This window comes from Limosilactobacillus reuteri subsp. simiae, from assembly GCF_020784875.1.
GTDB lineage: Bacteria > Bacillota > Bacilli > Lactobacillales > Lactobacillaceae > Limosilactobacillus > Limosilactobacillus reuteri_H.
The window spans coordinates 301,503-319,521 of sequence record NZ_JAJGUI010000112.1; the positions used below are offsets into that span (position 1 = coordinate 301,503).

General features: G+C 40.6%; 9 protein-coding genes. 4 read left to right on the top strand and 5 right to left on the bottom strand.

What is annotated here, in order from left to right:
- Nucleotides 1–75: 75 nt before the first annotated feature.
- The 5 genes from carB to rlmD form a co-directional block, all read right to left on the bottom strand.
- Nucleotides 76–3,246: a carbamoyl-phosphate synthase large subunit gene (gene carB / locus LMC10_RS09525; RefSeq protein ID WP_229269669.1), complete on the bottom strand. Its 3,171-nt coding sequence runs from the start codon at nucleotides 3,244–3,246 to the stop codon at nucleotides 76–78.
- The gene (carA, locus tag LMC10_RS09530) at nucleotides 3,239–4,327 is read right to left on the bottom strand and encodes a glutamine-hydrolyzing carbamoyl-phosphate synthase small subunit (protein WP_229269670.1); all 1,089 of its coding nucleotides are present in this window, start codon (nucleotides 4,325–4,327) and stop codon (nucleotides 3,239–3,241) included. The genes carB and carA overlap by 8 nt, the downstream gene beginning before the upstream one ends.
- 380 nt (nucleotides 4,328–4,707) lie before the next feature.
- The gene (locus LMC10_RS09535) at nucleotides 4,708–6,081 is read right to left on the bottom strand and encodes an SLC45 family MFS transporter (protein WP_078009425.1); all 1,374 of its coding nucleotides are present in this window, start codon (nucleotides 6,079–6,081) and stop codon (nucleotides 4,708–4,710) included.
- A 162-nt stretch (nucleotides 6,082–6,243) separates the two neighbouring features.
- Nucleotides 6,244–7,254, bottom strand: a complete 1,011-nt coding sequence (locus LMC10_RS09540; RefSeq protein WP_229269671.1) for a LacI family DNA-binding transcriptional regulator — start codon at nucleotides 7,252–7,254, stop codon at nucleotides 6,244–6,246.
- A 136-nt stretch (nucleotides 7,255–7,390) separates the two neighbouring features.
- The gene (gene rlmD / locus LMC10_RS09545) at nucleotides 7,391–8,797 is read right to left on the bottom strand and encodes a 23S rRNA (uracil(1939)-C(5))-methyltransferase RlmD (RefSeq protein WP_229269672.1); all 1,407 of its coding nucleotides are present in this window, start codon (nucleotides 8,795–8,797) and stop codon (nucleotides 7,391–7,393) included.
- A gap of 255 nt (nucleotides 8,798–9,052) precedes the next feature.
- Here rlmD and LMC10_RS09550 point away from each other — a divergent pair, with 255 nt between their 5' ends.
- The 4 genes from LMC10_RS09550 to LMC10_RS09565 all read left to right on the top strand — a co-directional run.
- Nucleotides 9,053–9,625 carry an NADPH-dependent FMN reductase gene (locus LMC10_RS09550; RefSeq protein ID WP_122481389.1) on the top strand — a complete coding sequence of 191 codons (573 nt, stop codon included), beginning with the start codon at nucleotides 9,053–9,055 and terminating at the stop codon, nucleotides 9,623–9,625.
- On the top strand, nucleotides 9,625–10,875 hold the full coding sequence (locus LMC10_RS09555; protein ID WP_229269673.1) for an NAD(P)H-dependent oxidoreductase: 1,251 nt from the start codon (nucleotides 9,625–9,627) through the stop codon (nucleotides 10,873–10,875). Before LMC10_RS09550 ends, LMC10_RS09555 begins: the two co-directional genes overlap by 1 nt.
- Before the next feature lie 2 nt (nucleotides 10,876–10,877).
- A complete protein-coding gene (locus tag LMC10_RS09560) occupies nucleotides 10,878–11,804 on the top strand; it encodes an FAD:protein FMN transferase (protein WP_229269674.1) in 927 nt (308 codons plus the stop codon).
- Nucleotides 11,805–12,036: 232 nt separating this feature from the next.
- Nucleotides 12,037–18,019, top strand: a 5,983-nt coding sequence (locus LMC10_RS09565) for a Rib/alpha-like domain-containing protein (protein ID WP_229269675.1), incomplete at its 3' end; no start/stop codon positions are given.

Here is an 18,019-nt window from a genome sequence, read left to right on the forward strand (position 1 = left end):
CTAATTAAATCTCTCCTTAAATATAGAATAGTTGAAAAGCGGGACTGGAAATCTATCCGGTCTCGCTTTTACTATCTATTTAATTGTTATTGCTTCCAAAGATTGATCTTCTTTAACGTGCAGCAACGCATTGACTGTATCAAGTGAGGTCATCAGTGGTACGTTTTGCGCGATTGTACTTTGGCGGATCTGAAAGCCAAGTGAATCTTGTTCATAATCATGGCGCATAGTGTTGATAACAAGGTCGATTTGCCCAGCTTTTAAGAGTCGGTTGAGTTCATCAATGTTGGATATTTTTTGATGGACGTGAATTCCGTTATCCTTAAAGTGCGATGCTGTTTGCGGGATAGTGAAAATTTGGTAGCCAATTTGAGCAAACCGTTTTGCTAGTAGGATAACGTCTTCTTCATCCTCATTTTCAATCGTAAAGAGAATTTTGCCATTGTTAGGAACTTGAACGTGTGCTCCAGAAAAGGCTTTATGAAGTGCTTTTGCATAGGTAGTATCTGTACCCATCACTTCGCCTGTCGATTTCATTTCTGGACTGAGGTAAGAATCAACGTTCGCTAGCTTGTTAAAACTAAAGACAGGAGCTTTAACATGAATAGTTTGTGGCTCTGGGTAAAGCCCGTTAGTAAAGCCTTGATCAGCAAGGGACTGTTCAAGGATAACTTTGGTAGCGACTTGGGCCATTTCGATTCCTGTAATCTTGCTGAGGAATGGCACTGTTCGACTAGCTCGCGGATTAACTTCAAGGATGTACACTTCATGATTATGAACAATAAATTGGATATTCATGATACCGATACATTTAAGCGCAACTGCTAATTTTTCGGTGGCAGTAACGATTTGTTGTTTAATATCGTCATCAAAATGTTGTGGAGGATAAACTGCCATTGAATCTCCCGAGTGAACGCCCGCATGTTCAATATGTTCCATAATTCCAGGGATAAGGACGTCCTTTCCATCGCAAATTGCGTCTACTTCACATTCCCGTCCTTCAAGGTAGGCATCGATTAAAATAGGGTGATCAGCAGTAATGGAGGCGTTTTGTTGAAGGTATTGTTCCAGTTCTTCTTGATTATAAACAGTCTCCATGGCCTTGCCACCGAGAACATAACTTGGACGAACGAGAACGGGATAGCCGATTTTTTCAGCCGCTTTGATAACGGTGGAGTGAGTAGTCGCGGTTAAACCGATTGGCTGCTTAAGATTTAGATCAGTAATAACTTTATCGAATACTTCTCGATCTTCCGCGGCATCAAGATCTTCAACGGTTGTTCCGAGAATATTAACCCCGTTTTTAACAAGACCTTCTGCTAAATTAATCGCCGTTTGTCCACCGAATTGAACAATCACGCCCACTGGTTGTTCGAGATCAACCACGTTTAGGACATCTTCAAGCGTGAGGGGCTCGAAGTAGAGTTTATCGGAAACCGAGAAATCTGTTGAAACGGTTTCTGGATTCGAATTGATGACAATTGCTTCATAGCCAGCCCGTTGAATTGCCTTAACGCTATGAACGGTCGCATAGTCAAACTCAACTCCTTGACCAATCCGGATTGGCCCTGAACCAAGAACAAGGATCGATGGTTTCTTTGTTTGTTGGCTTTCGTTTTCATGGTCATATGCGCTGTAGAAATAAGGGGTTGAAGAAGCAAATTCGGCAGCACAGGTATCAATCATCTTATATACTGGGAGAACTTCATTTTGTTTTCGGAATTTACGAACTTCTTGTGAGGAAGTATGCCAAAGGCGGGCAATTGTTGCATCGCTAAAACCGTATTTTTTGCCAGTTATCAGTGTTTCCACATCAAATGGCTTGGTACTAAGATCGTCTTCGAGTTCCACCAAGTGTTTGACGATATCGAGGAAATAAGGGGAAATCTTAGTTAAGTCATGAGTTTGCTGAAGGGAGTACCCACGCCGAAATGCTTCTGCTAAATAAAATAACCGATCATCTTGGGGATAACGTAACTTCTTTTCAAGCATATCTGTTGGCGCATGATGAGCTTCTGCTGAAAAGAGGTCTTTTTCATCAATTTCAAGTGAGCGGACAGCCTTATGGAGGGCTTCTTCAGCTGTCCGACCAATTGCCATTACTTCTCCGGTGGCTTTCATCTGACTACCCAGGTGTCGGTCAGCTTGAGCGAATTTATCAAACGGCCAGCGGGGAATTTTGCAGACAACGTAGTCAAGTGCTGGTTCAAATTCAGCAAAAGTCGTCTTGGTAACGGGATTCTTAATTTCATCGAGGGTAAGGCCAACCGCAATTTTAGCAGCCATTTTAGCGATTGGATAACCAGTTGCCTTCGAAGCAAGAGCAGACGAACGGGAAACCCGTGGATTAACTTCGATAACGTTATACTGGAAACTTTGCGGATCAAGAGCCAGTTGGACGTTACATCCCCCTTCGATTTTGAGGGCACGGATTAGCTTGAGCGCGCAATCACGAAGCATCTGATATTCGCGGTCGCTAAGGGTCTGATTAGGGGCAAATACGATGGAGTCACCGGTATGAATTCCCACCGGATCAAAGTTTTCCATGCAGCAAACGACCATTACATTGTCAGCCGCATCTCGCATTACTTCAAACTCGATTTCTTTATAACCAGCGATTGACTTTTCAATTAAACATTGAGTGACAGGGGATAATTCCAAGCCATTCTTGGCAATAGCATGCATTTCTACATCATTATGGCAGATTCCGCCACCTGTACCACCCATGGTAAAGGCTGGACGGACGATTACTGGATATCCACATTGGTGTGCGAATTCGACTGCTTCATCAACAGTATTAACTGTCTGCGAGGCGGGAACAGGTTCACCAAGCTCATTCATTAATTCCTTAAATTTTTCTCGGTCTTCTGCTTCATCAATCGAATCCAGCTTAGTTCCGAGAAGTTCAATTCCTAATTCGTCGAGGAGACCAGTTTTAGATAAGGAGACAGCTAAGTTGAGGCCAATTTGTCCGCCAAGGGTTGGTAAAATTGCATCAGGATATTCTTGACGAATAATTCGAGAGAGGGAGTCAACCGTTAATGGTTCGATGTAGACATGATCAGCAATTTCCTTATCAGTCATGATTGTTGCTGGATTAGAATTAACAAGGACGGTTTCGTATCCTTCTTCACGGAGGGCGAGACAAGCCTGTGTGCCGGAATAATCAAATTCAGCTGCTTGGCCAATAATAATAGGACCAGACCCGATGACAAGAATTTTATGAATATCAGTTCGTTTAGGCATAGGTGAGGACCTCCTTATTACTGTCAATTAATGCCATGAATTTATCAAAAAGCTGTTCAGCATCGTGGGGTCCTGGCGCAGCGTCTGGGTGGAATTGAACGGAAAATGCAGGATACTTTGAATGCTGGAGTCCTTCAACCGTGCCATCGTTCACTTCAAGGTGGGTGATTTGGAGGTCAGTATCATCAATGGAGGATGGATCAACCGCAAAGCCATGATTTTGTGAGGTGAATGCGATCTTTCCTGTTTGGAGATTACGGACGGGATGATTAAAACCACGGTGGCCAAATTTCATCTTATAAGTTTTGGCACCATTAGCTAGGGCAAAGATTTGATGGCCCATGCAAATGCCGAAGATTGGGACATATTTTTCTAATTTCGCGACGGTTGCAGCTGCGTTTGTCATTTCGAGTGGATCGCCAGGCCCGTTGGAAAGGAGGATGCCATCTGGATTGAATGCCATTATTTCACTAATTGAGGCGTTATAAGGAAGGACGATCGCATTGCAGTCTCTTTTATTTAATTCACGGAGAATGCTACTTTTCATCCCGAAGTCAAGAACAACAACAGTTCGCTTAGTTCCCGGATTAGCGTAAGATTCCTTAGTAGATACTTTGCTAATAATGTTATGGGTTGGCGAAGTTTGTTTTAATTGTTCAAGCTTATCTTTGATATCGGTAATATTATCGGTCATGATTCCGCGCAATGTCCCATATTGACGAAGCTTACGGACTAGTTCACGTGTATCAATTCCTTGGAGGCCAGGAATTTGGTGCTTTGCTAAGAAGTTAGGGAGTGAGTCAGTCATGCGCCAGTTGCTGGGAACACGAGCAACATGATGACAAACTACGCCCTTGATTTGGGGATGCAATGTTTCGTTATCTTCACTATTAATCCCATAGTTACCGATGAGAGGATTGGTAAAGACTAAAATTTGATTGGCAAATGATTGATCGGTAATTGCTTCTTGGTAGCCGACCATCCCTGTTGTGAAGACGACCTCACCAAGAGTTGCCTTGGTAGCGCCAAAACCTTCACCGGTATAGACAGTACCATCTTCTAGAATTAAATATCGTTTCATGAGTTTCATCCTTTCTTGCAAAACCCTTCCACTGATCACATAAACTAGTTGCGCGTTGTAAAAAAGTTTAATAAAAAACGCTTAAACCATTGGTGATGGGCTTAAGCGTATACGAAAAATTGAATATATATGTATAATTCAATGTTAGTAATACAACGCTGCCCTTGTTAGCCTCACGGGACCAAATTAAAGGATAATGATTGATACTAAACTACTGTAAATTTATACTTTTGTCAAGTTTTTGATGTATTTTTATACAAAAATATGTTTATTATAAACGAAAAACTGCATAAAGACTTTTAGGTATTATAACAAATCTTATTTAAAATAAAAGTAGGGTCTGCAAATATTGTCTGCAAACTCTACTCTATTTAGAATAATTAAGCTTGGTAAGTTTCTTTGATAAAGAGAACTGAAATTGCACCTAAGAGGGCAGAAATCCCAGTAACAAGCATCATGTTGACTTGGGAACTACCAAGTAATGGGAAGAGACCAAAACTAAGTAGTGAGGCAACCATTTGTGGTACACAGATTGAACCATTAAATAGGCCAAGGTAGGTACCCATGTGTTTACCAGACAAGGCATTTGTAACCATTGTTAATGGGTAGGTGTTCATTGAAGCCCAGGCAATTCCAATCAAAACGAAGGAGAAGATAAGGGCGTTTTGTGAATGGATAAAGAAGATTGATGTGTATCCAATAGCCCCGAGTAAAAGACTGAAAGCATAGCCAGCTTTGTGGTGATTATTAGGAACTTTAGCCAAAACATATGACCATACAACTGCCGCAATTGATTGAACCGCAGTCATAACACCGTACCAGTTACCGGCAGCTTGGTAGGCAGCTGAAGAAGCATCCGTTGTTAACCAAACATTCTTAGCGATGGCCCCCACAGCATAAGTTGAGAGGTACTGGAAAGAGAACCAGCAGAAGAATTGAACTAATGCGACATTCCAAAATACCCGTGGAGCATGCTTTAAGAGGGTAAACCAGTTTCCGCCTTTTTTATTATCTTCTTCTGAAATGCCATGGTAACGAGCATAAGTTGCAGGATCATATTCGTGAACCCGGAAGATAGTAAAGAGACAGGTGATGACTAAAATAACCGCGCCAACGTAGAACGAAATTACAACTGATTGGGGAACAACACCCTTTTTAGCAGTGTTTGATACACCCCACCATGTCAAAAGGAATGGGAAAATGGCTGCTAATACGGCACCAGTATTACAAATTAAACTTTGAATCCCGTATGCATAACTCTTTTGGTCATCATTAACCATATCACCAACCATCATCTTAAATGGCTGCATCGCCATATTTGATGAAAGATCAAGGAAGGCAACGGTAATAGCACCAAACCAGAGGGCGGCTAATGAACCGTATCCAAAGCCGAAACTTCCTGAATTAGGCAGTAAAATCATAACGATGACGGCAATGACCATCCCGATTAACAAGTAGGGAAGACGCCGTCCTCCAAGCTTGGGCGCCCATGTTCGGTCAGAATAATAACCAATGATTGGCTGCACAATCAAGCCTGCAAGTGGTGGAAGTAAGAAGAACCATCCCAAATTATTAGGATTAGCACCAATTGTTTGGAAAATCCGGCTCATTTGCGAACCTTGTAACGTAAAGGCGATTTGAACCCCAAGGAAACCAAAGTTAATCATCCAGATGGTACTCTTTGGTAAGATTGGTAATCCACTCGTCGAAGTTTCTTGGTCTTGGTTAAGTACAACAGACTCATCTTGACTCATGAAAAAACAACTCCTAACGAAAAATGTATAAAATAATTGCAATTTGAGCTTATGTAAGCTCTTACACGATTAATATAACAAACTTATCATTTTTGTGCAACCGCTTGCAAAAAAAGAATATTAAAAAGGCGCGATTTGTTTCAATAAAAGATCGCGACCTTTTTAATGCTCTAATGATTTTTCGCCTAGGAATCTTACGCTATTTCGCGGTGTGATATGGATTGGAATAAATTGTGAGTCATCATCGTTCAATAGGCTCCTAACCGCGATTAACCCCATTTGATAAAAGTCTTGGGTTACGCTTGTAATGGTTGGAATGGTGATGTCACAGAGAAAGGTTCCGTCAATACTAATAAATGATAGGTCTTTCGGAATATCAAGGCCTAGTAAATGAGCCTCTCTGATCATGCCAACGGCCACCATATCACTAGCTGTGATGATCGCATCGAGGTCCTTATCCATTAGTGTTTTGAGCATGTTTTGTTGAGGACCAAAACTGTAATCGCCATATTCAATCCACTCCATATGAGGGATCAAGCCGTGTTCAGTCATTGCCCGTTGGTAGCCGTGAAGTCGTTGCTTACCGGTTGAAGAACGATCGATGCCGGCTAATCCAATCCGTGAGTGTCCCCGTTCAATTAAATAGTTAGCGGCTGAATAACCAATTTCCTCGTTATTTGAACTTGTGAATTTAAATCCAATATATCGGGGATCCGTTTCGTCATAGACCGATACTAACCGACAAGGGGTATTGCTTTCTTGTAAGGTGCGAGCGGCTTGTTCATCGAGGGAGGTTGCGACTAGCAGAATACCGGCAACGTGTCGTTCGAGGGCAACGCTAATTGCTTGATTAAGTAGTCGGGCATCGTGGTTTCCAGCATAAAGAATAAACATTTGGTAACCAGCTTTGTCCGTTTCTGCTTGAATAGCAGCGATGATATCATTTGAGAAATTCGTTTGAGTATTATTTAAGATGACGGCAATTAACATACTGCTGTTGGCAGCTAATTCAGCCGCTGCAAGGTTTTTCTTGTATCCTAGTTCTTTAGCGATTGCTTCAATCTTAGCCGCAGTTTCGGGACGGTAGGATTTCGCCTTTTTGGATAAAACACGAGAAACAGTGGCCGTTGAAACGTGGGCCCGTTGAGCAATATCTTTAATTGTTGGCTTCATAGGCGGGCTTCCTTTATTGTTTTCTTATTAAACCTATTATAATGAAATTGTAATTTTTTGTAAACGTTTTCAATTGGGCTTAATCATTATTTAAAACAAAAATAGGCCGAAAGAAAATTTCTTCCAGCCTACATAGCTATTCCTTATTTCCGTTTCGCAATGATAATTTCACGACTGCTTCACAACGCGCCGTTTGAGGCATCATGTCAATTGGTTGAATGTAGTCAACGTGATAGACACTAGTTAATCGCCGTAAGTTACGGGCGAGAGAAGCCATGCCACATGAAACATAGGCAAACTTTCGCGGCTTAACTTTTAAAATTTGCTTGATTAGTTGGTCATCTAACCCAGTTCGTGGAGGATCAACAACAAGAGCATCAAAGTTGAGACCTTCTTTTTGCCAGCGGGGAAGAACTTCTTCCGCTTTGCCGACTTCATATTTAGCGTTAGTAATATTATTTAGCTTGGCATTTTCGTTAGCATCGGCAACTGCTTCGGGGATGATTTCCATTCCGCGAACAGCTTTTACCCGCGATGCAAGGGAAAGACCGATTGTCCCGATCCCGGCGTATGCATCAATTAAGGTATCATCTTTGTCTAGTTCAAGGGCCTTAGAAGCTTCTTCGTACAATACCTCTGTTTGTTCAGGATTTAGTTGTAAGAATGAGCGTGCCGAGAGTTTAAAATCAAGTCCCATCAGGCTTTCAAGAATTGAATCTTTTCCAGCAAGGTGGATCATTTTATCACCCCAAACTAAGGGTGTATCACCCGGGTTAACGTTTTGCATAACTGAAACAACTGCTGGTAGTTCTTTTTCAATGCGTTCAAGCAGTTCGCGTTTATGAGGAAGTTTAGCAGAATTAGTAATGAAGGTTAATTGGACTTCCCCAGTTGACCATGATTCACGAACTGCTAAGGTTTTGATGATGCCGCTATTGTGCTTTTCATCATAAACTGGGATTTGCAAGTCTTCGATCATCTTTGTAACGGCTCGAACCGTCTCCATTGTCCGGGGCATTTGAACAGCACAAGTCTCCATATCAACAAGGGTATGACTGTTTGGTTGGTAAAGACCGGTTGCTACTTTGCCGTTGACCATTCGGACTTGAAACTGGGCCTTGTTACGGTAACCGTATTCTTCAGGGGCTGCAATAGTTGGGCGAACATCGTAATTACGGTAGCCGTATGGTTGAAACTTTTCGAGACTATCAATGATTACTTGCCGTTTAAACTTTAATTGTTGTTGGTAAGCGAGATTTTCAAGTTCAAAACCACCAGCGATATCAGCGTATTCATCTCGTGGTGTTACCCGATCCCGACTCTTTTTCCGGATCCGGTGAATTTTAGCTTCAAGGTAGCGTGGGAGAACGCGTGTAACTTCCGCGACCACGACTTCATTTGGCAGGGCACCAGGGACAAAACATACCTTGTGCTTATAGTAGCCGATTCCGTGCCCGTTAACGCCAAGGCGACGAATCGTGAGTGGAAATCGTTTCCCAACCCATACATCAACATCTTGTTCATGCTGTTTAGTTTGTGTCATATTATTTCTCCGTTCTATTAATTCAATGTGTTTAATATTTTAGCACATCTCCAAATACCACTGGACAAATATGTCGGGGATGAAAAATCGCGTAATTAATTTTGAGAATGATGACTTAGCCAAACTTATAATCAATTGTTATGGAAATAGTCAATTAAGTGTGCATATTACTAATAATATGTTTTTTGATCGAGTAAAATATAGTAGAATAATAATGTGAAATGTTGCATAAATAACTTAAAGGAAGTGACACGTTTGAAAATTGCTGCAATTGCCGGGTCAAATGCTAATCATTCATACAACCGGATGTTATTAGAATTTATTGCCCGTCATTTTAGTGATGATGATATTGATGTGATTGATATTCGTCAAGTGCCAATGTTTAATGAAAATTATAAGGGAAAGATTCCTGAGGTTGTTGCTGATATTGATCGTCGTGTTTCAAGCGCCGACGCTGTTATTATTGCCAGCCCAGAATACAACCACTCTGTTACGTCTGCTTTGAAGAGTGTAATCGAATGGCTTTCCTATGAAGTTCACCCATTAGAAAATAAGCCGGTCATGATCATCGGTGCTTCTACCCATGACCAAGGTTCATCCCGTTCCCAAGTTCAATTACGAGATATTTTAATCTCACCAGGTGTTAATGCTTATATTTTCCAAAACGAAGAGTTCTTTATGAGTGATGCTGCTAATATCATTGATAAAGATGGCGATATTACTAACGAAACCACTATTCATTTCTTAGAAAAATGTATGCGTGAATTCAAACACTACGCCAAGGCAATCAATCGCATGGTTGCCGAAAAGAAGGAGGCGAACAAGTAATGAAAATCCTTGCTTTAGTTGGAACAAATGCCAATTTCTCATATAACCGGATTTTGCTTAAATACATGAAAAAGCACTTCCGTCAAATGGCTGATATTGAGATCGCTGAAATTAGCCAATTGCCAGCATTTAGCGTTGATACTCCTCTTTCTGAACAAACAGAGGTATGGAAGTTAAAGCAAAAGGTTAAGGCAGCTGATGGGATTATCTTCTCTACTCCTGAATATGACCATGGTATTCCTGCGGCCTTGAAGAGCACGGTTGAATGGCTTTCCTACAAGACCGATGTGTTAAAGCACAAGCCTGTTATGGTTGTTGGTGTATCTTATGGACGTCAAGCTTCTGCAAGATCGCAAGTTCAAATGCGGCAGATCTTGGTTTCTCCTGATTGTGACGCTAACTTGTTGCCAGGAAATGAAGTTTTGATTGGTAATGCTAGTCATTCTTTCTCAAAAGATGGCCGATTAGTTAATGCGGAAGCACGTGATAACCTTGAAATCTGTTTTACCCATTTTGTGGAATACATTCAAATCTTTGAAAATGCAAATAAGGAGGGACTGGATATGTCCATTAAACAACCAACGATCAGTGAAGCGTACATTAGCTTCCCAACTGGTCGGTTGACATTAAAAGAAGTTCAACAAATCTTCAGTACAATCCCATTTGAAATTGACTTAATCGACAGTACTGACCATTTCGCATGGTTCTCTGACAAGCCAAATCGGGAACACGTTCGGAATATAGCTTCTCTCGGAGAAACTGTTCAAGAATGTCATCCACCATTGGCTGTTCCGGCTGTTATGAAGATTATTAACAGTTTCCGGAATGGTGAAAAAGACGTTGTTACCCGTCCATTATGGATGAATGGTCACCGTTCATTGATCCAATACTACGCTTTACGTGATGTTAATGGTCATTACCTTGGAACTATCGAATTTACTGGTAGTGTGGAATATATTCTTAACCTCTTCGAAAATGGTGCCTGGAGTACTGATGGTAACACTGGTGCATCTAAGCATGAAGATGCTAATGACAACAGTGAAGAAGCTGACAGTGTTGACGCATCAACTGGTGCTTCAGAATCAAGTGATGATGATAACGCCGATAATGCTAGTGAAGTGGTTGCGACCCCAGCACCAGCAGCAAACGATGATACTGATGCGGACGCTACAACTGGCGCATCCGATGCAGGCAGCGTAGACGCAAATGATGATGAGGCAGATGCGACAACAGGTGCATCCGAAAACTAATTATGAATAATGAATTGATGGCGCAACGGCATGTGATGACTCATCATGCTCTCGGAACTCGCATAAATTTAACGATTTTTGGTAACGCATATTTTTCGCTGTTAAAGAAATCGATGGACTTAATTGACCGCTATGAAGATCAACTAACGGTTAACCGTAATGAATCAGAAGTAATGTCGGTGAACCATGGTGCAGGTAAAACCCCGAAAATGGTATCGTCAACGACTTTTGACCTCATTGAACTGGCAGTGAAATATAGTCGTGAAAACTTTGGCTTTAACGCTTTGATTGGCCCGTTAGTAAAACTATGGAAAATCGGTTTTGCAGGGGCGCAGGTGCCAAGTGATGCTGAGATCAAAGAGCGGTTAAAGTTGATCGATCCTTATAAAGTATTGTTAAACCGAGACGCACGGACGGTATATTTAGAAGAGCCGGGGATGGAATTAGACCTTGGCGGGATTGCAAAAGGCTATATTGCGGACCGTATTCGTGATCTTTGGATTGAAGCTGGCGTTCCCGCGGGAATTATCGACTTAGGGGGAAATCTCTTATTTGTTGGTAAGTCGCCACGGCGGGATGATGGGCAGTGGATCATTGGTGTGCAGGATCCGCAATTACACCGTGGTGAAAATCTGGCAACTGTTCGCGAGCCTGCTTGTTCGGCAGTTACATCTGGGATTTATGAACGATTTTTGATTAAAAATGGTCGTCGTTATCATCATTTACTAGATCCGCGGACTGGATACCCGTTAGAGACTGATTTGAGCAGCGTGACTGTTTTTACTGATCAATCGGTAATGGGTGAAATTGAGGCTAAGCGACTTTTCTTCAATGGCGAACCAATTGCGGGCTGGGAAACGCGTCCTGGCAACCGTGGTGCTATCTTTATTCGTAATGATGAATCAATGGTAAATGTTGGTTTTGAATAAAATTTAATTTCATTTAAGTGTAGGTAAGCGAAATGTTTACCTACACTTTTTTGTTTATTACATGATTACTTTTTCATGTAATGGAATATTTTTTAAAATTCTTTCTCCTTACTCTCGCAATAGTTCTATAAATATCCGCGAGGCTTGCCGATTGAAAAAAAAAAAAACGCATATAATTTATGGCGTAAACTAATAAATTAAGTTATAGATTATTATTTGGAGGGACAATTGTATGTTATCGAAGAATAATCGAAAGGAACAATTCCGCAAGCAAGAGCCGAAAAAGCAACGTTTTGCAATTAAAAAGCTCACTGTCGGGGTTGCTTCAGTCCTTATTGGTTTTACATTCATGGGGATGAATGCTTCTGCTGATACAACTGCAGAAGCAAATAATGAAGCTGGGAGTCAACCAGTAGCAGAAACACAAAATAGTGCTTCTAATCAGGCTAACAGTCAAGCAACATTAACTACTCCAAACTCACAGGGTATTCAATCAAGCGATAATCAAACTGTTTCTGCTGCACCTGCTTCAGAAACAGCTGCTCAAAAGTATGAAAATGCTGTTTCAGATGCAATTGAGCAAGCTACTAAGGCTGCAGCTGCAAAGAGTGGTGACGCTTCAGTAACAACGCCAGCTTCATCTTCTGCTGCTTCAGCAAGTTCGGCAGACGATCAGCAAACATCTAATACGGCCAGTGCTAACGAACAAAATCAAGCTTCTGGTAATGAATCAAAAGCTACTGTTGCTACTAGAGCTAATAAATTAAGAAGCACTGATATGTTTACTATTTTAGCTACTGCAAATCCCAGCCAAGGTCAAACCCAAGAGGTATCTGACTGGAATTCATTTGGTGCAGCTTTAATTAACCAAAATGTTGGTAACATTGTCTTAACACACGATATTACCGCTGGCGGTGATGTTGCCAATGCGATTAATGATTACTACGGTGAATTAGATGTAACTGCAAAGGATATTGCCCGTAAGGTAACTATTGATGGTCAAGGCAAGTTTGCACTTAACTTTGGTGAAAAGTTCTTAGCCTTTACTAACGCTAACCAAGGCGATAATTATCCGGCATGGGACTTAACTTTAAAAGATATTACTGTTAATGGTGATGGTTACAAACGCACTATTTATGGTGGTGGTTATGGTACCTTCTATTTCGGTAATGTAAATACTACTAATGGCCAAAAAGATACTATTACTTTAGATGGTGTTACTGCTAACATCAAGCAAGGACCATTTATTGCGGGTGCTAGCCATGCTGCCTTAGATGTTGGTGCTTATAAATCTGTAATTAATGTCGTATTGAAGGGTGACAACACCATTAATAACAATGGTGTTAATGCTGACAATAGTCAAAATGTTAACTATGGTTCAACTATTCAAACTGGTAATTTAACGGTCGAATCTGGTACTACCACGATGAATGTTGGTACTTACAAGACTAATAATATGGCTAACCCTGGCGGTAATATGATTGAGGCCGACCTTGGTAATGTGACTATCAATGAAGGCGCAACTCTTAACTTAAACGCCAAAGCTTTAGATGATGCTGCAACTACTACTGATGTTAAAGGTATTGTAACTGGACAATTCCTTAATGGATCAGTTACAGTTAATGGTAATTTAAATGCTAATATGGGCGCTGGTCACTCATCTGCAATTATTACTGGTGATATGACAATTAGTAAGAGTGGTAGTGTAGCTATTAACACCAAGCAAGATAATAACGGCGTAGCATCAGTTCCTAATGGAGTAACTGATTATAATGGGTACCACTATGCTCCAATCAGTCTGGCTGTTGGATATGCAGGTAGTACTGGTAGTCACGATTCTAGTTTAATTAACGAAGGTAGTTTAACAATTATCCGTAATACTACTGATGCTAGTGGAAAGATTCTAACAGCAGTACAACCATTAATTTCCTTTGGTTCAGGTGGTGTTAACAACGATACTTATACAGTAAAAATTGGTGATGGCGCTACTTTAGACTTACAAGATAATGCAGCTATTCCTTCTGGTTCTAACTGGATAGCTATGGGATTGAACAATCCAAAGATTCCTCGATACGGTTTAGTCACTTTATTTGGTACGAGTAATGAAGCAATTTTAGATATTACTAACCCTGCATACTTAAACTTCCAACGCTTAAATAGCGATTCTGTTGGTAACTTCATCCGTCTTGAAGGTACAGTTAACGGCGCTTACTTGAATTATAATGGTGTTCAAATTAACAGTGATAAGGATAAGATTTTAGGTACTGCATCAGGAGAATACAACACGCCAATTGCTCAATGGGAACAAGGTAATACTAGTGACGCTCCATCCTATGTTTGGTACTTGCAAAACTTGATGACAACCAACAACTGGGGAAACTATGCAGATGCCTTTACCCCTGGTACTTCTCAACCAACAGCTAGCCAAGGTACTGATAAGCTAATTAACTCTGATACTAACGCAGTTACCCTCGGTAAGAATCAGGGTGGTCAAAGTATTACTAGCGGTGTTGATTTGAATAACTTATCTGATAAGACAGTTCAAATGCTTTACATGAACCAATTGCTAAACAACTTTAGTTGGTGGCAACCACAACGTTTGGCAATGGGTACTAAGTTAAACCAAGACCAAAACATTAAGGATAATATCAAGTACCAACCAACTGTAAAGGAAATTGATACTAATACTCAACATAAGTTAGCTGACTTTACAGTTAAAGATGGTATTGAAAATATTCAAGGACCAGATGGTATTGTTGCCGGTGCTTTGGATAATGATAAGACTGTAGATTGGACTAAGACTCACTGGTATGATGCTTCTACTGATGGGAAAGAATTCAACGACCAATACAAGAATTACCCATTGATTCAACCAAAATCTGTTCCAACTAGCAGCAATGGTAATTTAGAAGTAACTGGTACTACCCCAGCATACCAAACTGCTACAGTTGTTTATGCTGATGGTTCAATTGATTTCGTTGATATTCCATTTGTAGTAACTAATAAGACTGATGCAGAGACTTACACTCCATCATACAAGCCAGTAAATGTTGAGCAAGGTCAAACTGCTACTGATGATCCATCATTTACTGATCAAGATGGTAAGGATGTAACTGCTCCAGCTGGAACTACCTTTACCACGGGAACTGATACACCAGATTGGGCTTCGATTGATCCAGCAACTGGTACTGTAACTGTTAAACCAAAAACTCCAGGTGCTTACAATATTCCAGTAACTGTAACTTATCCAGACAAGAGTACTGATGAAACTACTGTGCCAGTAATTGTCACTAAAGCTGGCCAAACTGTAACTTGGGGTGATAAGGGTGCAGTTGTAACTAGCGTTGACACTTCTAAACTTAACGCTCATGAAACTACTGAAAATTCACAAGTTCTATCTGCTGGTGGCATTGTAACTGCAGAAGGTTACGAATTAATAGATGGTAAACTTTCGACTACGGCAACTCCAATTACCATTGATCCATCAACTGTAAGTTGGACTACAGTTCCAGATACTAACGTTGACACCGCAACTGCAGTAGGTAAAGAAATTACTACTAGTGTTAATGTTGACTTCACTAATAATGATGCCGCTAAAAATATCCTTGGCTCAAAGAATGGTGTTGTAACTACTAATCCATTCACCATTGATGCTAAAGGTGCTGGTGCTAAGAATGTCACTACTCCAGTTGAAATTAAACTTGGCTCAGATTTAACTAGTGAACAATTTGGACAATTAGTAGATAACAATATTCCAACTGATGAAATTGCAACTACTACTTGGGCAACTAAACCTAATGCACAAGGTCAAAATGGCGTAATTAAGATTACCTTTACTGATAAAGATGCTAATGGCAATCCAACTTACTTGGACATCAACATTCCAGCAAGTTCAATCAAGGTAACTACTGATGCAGAAACCAATACCCCACAAGGGCAAGATGTTTCAACTAAGGTTGGAGAAGTTCCTGATGCTGAAAAAGGTATTAAGAACCCTGGTAGTTTACCAAGTGGTACAACTTATACTTGGCAAGACACTCCAGATACTACTAAACCAGGTAAGAAACCAGCAGTTGTTGTCGTGACTTACCCAGATGGTTCTAAAGATACAGTTTCAACTAATGTAATTGTTAACGCTAATCCAGAAATTAAGACGATTACTACAACTGTTGGTGGAGATCCAGCTGCTACTGAAGGTATTGCCAACTTGAATAATGGTGGTACTACTCCAGTTGATGGTTATCCAACAAGTGCAACTTGGACTACTAAACCAGATACTTCAAAGCCTGGTGCAACTACTGGCACGGCAACTGTAACTTATCCAGATGGTACTACTGAAACAGTAACAATTCCGGTTGCTGTAAATGGTCAAGGAGATGTTACTGTTATCGATAACGGCCACGTCTTCAGCTTGCATGCCAATGATGTAGTAACTCACAAGACTTCTGACAAGAACATCATTGGTGAGCCCGTAATTGAAAACTTCAAGTTAAGCTACTACCAAGGTGGTCAAAACTACAGTAAGCCATACATTTACACTTTAAATGACGACAAGACTGCATATGTTCTTACCCAAACTGGTGATAATCCAGCTGGTGTAACTGTTGATGCTCCACAATCTATTAATGCTAGCGACATTAAGATTAGTTGGACTGAAGCAGGCAATGTTCTATTCAATAATGCATTAGGTGCAATCAAGGGTAATGGTCAACCAACAAGTTTGGACTCAGACAACAATGGTGGAACCAAGACTATTACTTATACTAACTGGGTCAATAATCAATTTGGTTATCCTAAGTATTCAGCTGTTGTTAACAGCTCAAGTGTAAACTGGCCAATTTATGGAAAAGGTCCAGTATCAACTTATCCATTCCCATCAGTTTATATTTACGGTGCAGAAGCTAACGGTACTATTCCAAGTGTTAACTCTGATACTACTGATTTGAAGGCTGCTTTAGGGGATGCTGCTAAACTTGTAAACACTAGTGATTTAACTGCTGACCATAATGCTGAAATTAGTTCAATTGACTGGCAAACTTTACCAAGTCTTACTGAAGCTAATGCTAAGGCTCCTGCAACAGTAAGAATTAACTTCACTGATGGCAGTTATCTTGATGTTCCAGTAGCTGTAAATGTAATCAAGGTTGATCAAGGTGTTGATGACAAGACTAACCACGATATTTACCGTGATATTACTCGTACGATTAATGTTGAAGGTGAAAGTGCTCCAGTTATTCAACACGTAATTTACAGTCGTGCTAAGATCACTGACCTATCTAAGCCAGCAGATCAACAAATAAGTTACACTAATTGGGCACCTGCCAAGAATAGTGAAGGACAAGAAGTAACTAACTTCCCACAATATGAAGTAACTAAACCTGGCTACACTGCAACTGCCACTGGAGCAACTATTGAAACTGTTGATGGTAAGCAATATGTTCCAGCTTCAGGAACTATTGCCCCAGATTCATCAAATGAAACTGTTAATGTAACTTACACTGCTAACGAACATACTTTAGTAATTAATTATGTTGACGGTGATGGTAATGTGGTAGGTACTTACAATGTTCCAGGTAAGACTGATGAAACTGTTAATGTTGATGTACCTGGAAATGTTCCAACTAACTGGAAACTAGTTCCAAATCAACAAGTTATCGGATCTTACAAGTTCGGTTCAGATGATCCACAACCTGTAGATTACAAGGTTGAACACGGTACTGAAAATGTTCCAGTTGACAAGTCCAATAGGGATACTTACCGTGAAGTAACACAAACTATTTACGAAGTTCCAGCAGGTAAGACCGAAGCTGATAAGATTACTGTGAGAACTACTACCGTTCCATTCCAACGCACTGGTGTGAAGGACTTAGTAACAGGTAATATTAGTTGGAACGCATGGCAAGGTCCAGAGGGATCTAAAGTAGTAAATAATGTAACTACTTATGAAATTGGAGCTTACTCAGTACCTCAAGTTAAGGGCTACGACAGTTACGTAAATGGTGTTAAGGCAACAGAAGGAGCAGCAGTAACAGTAAATCCAGATTCGAGCGATATTACTGATACCATTACTTATGTAAAACAAAATGCAACTCCAGTGCCATATGATCCTTCAAACAAGGATATGAATATGTCAGTAACTCGTACCATTAACTACGAAGTACCAGCAGGACATGAAGCCATCGCCCCAGTAACACAAACTGTAGAATACACTCGAG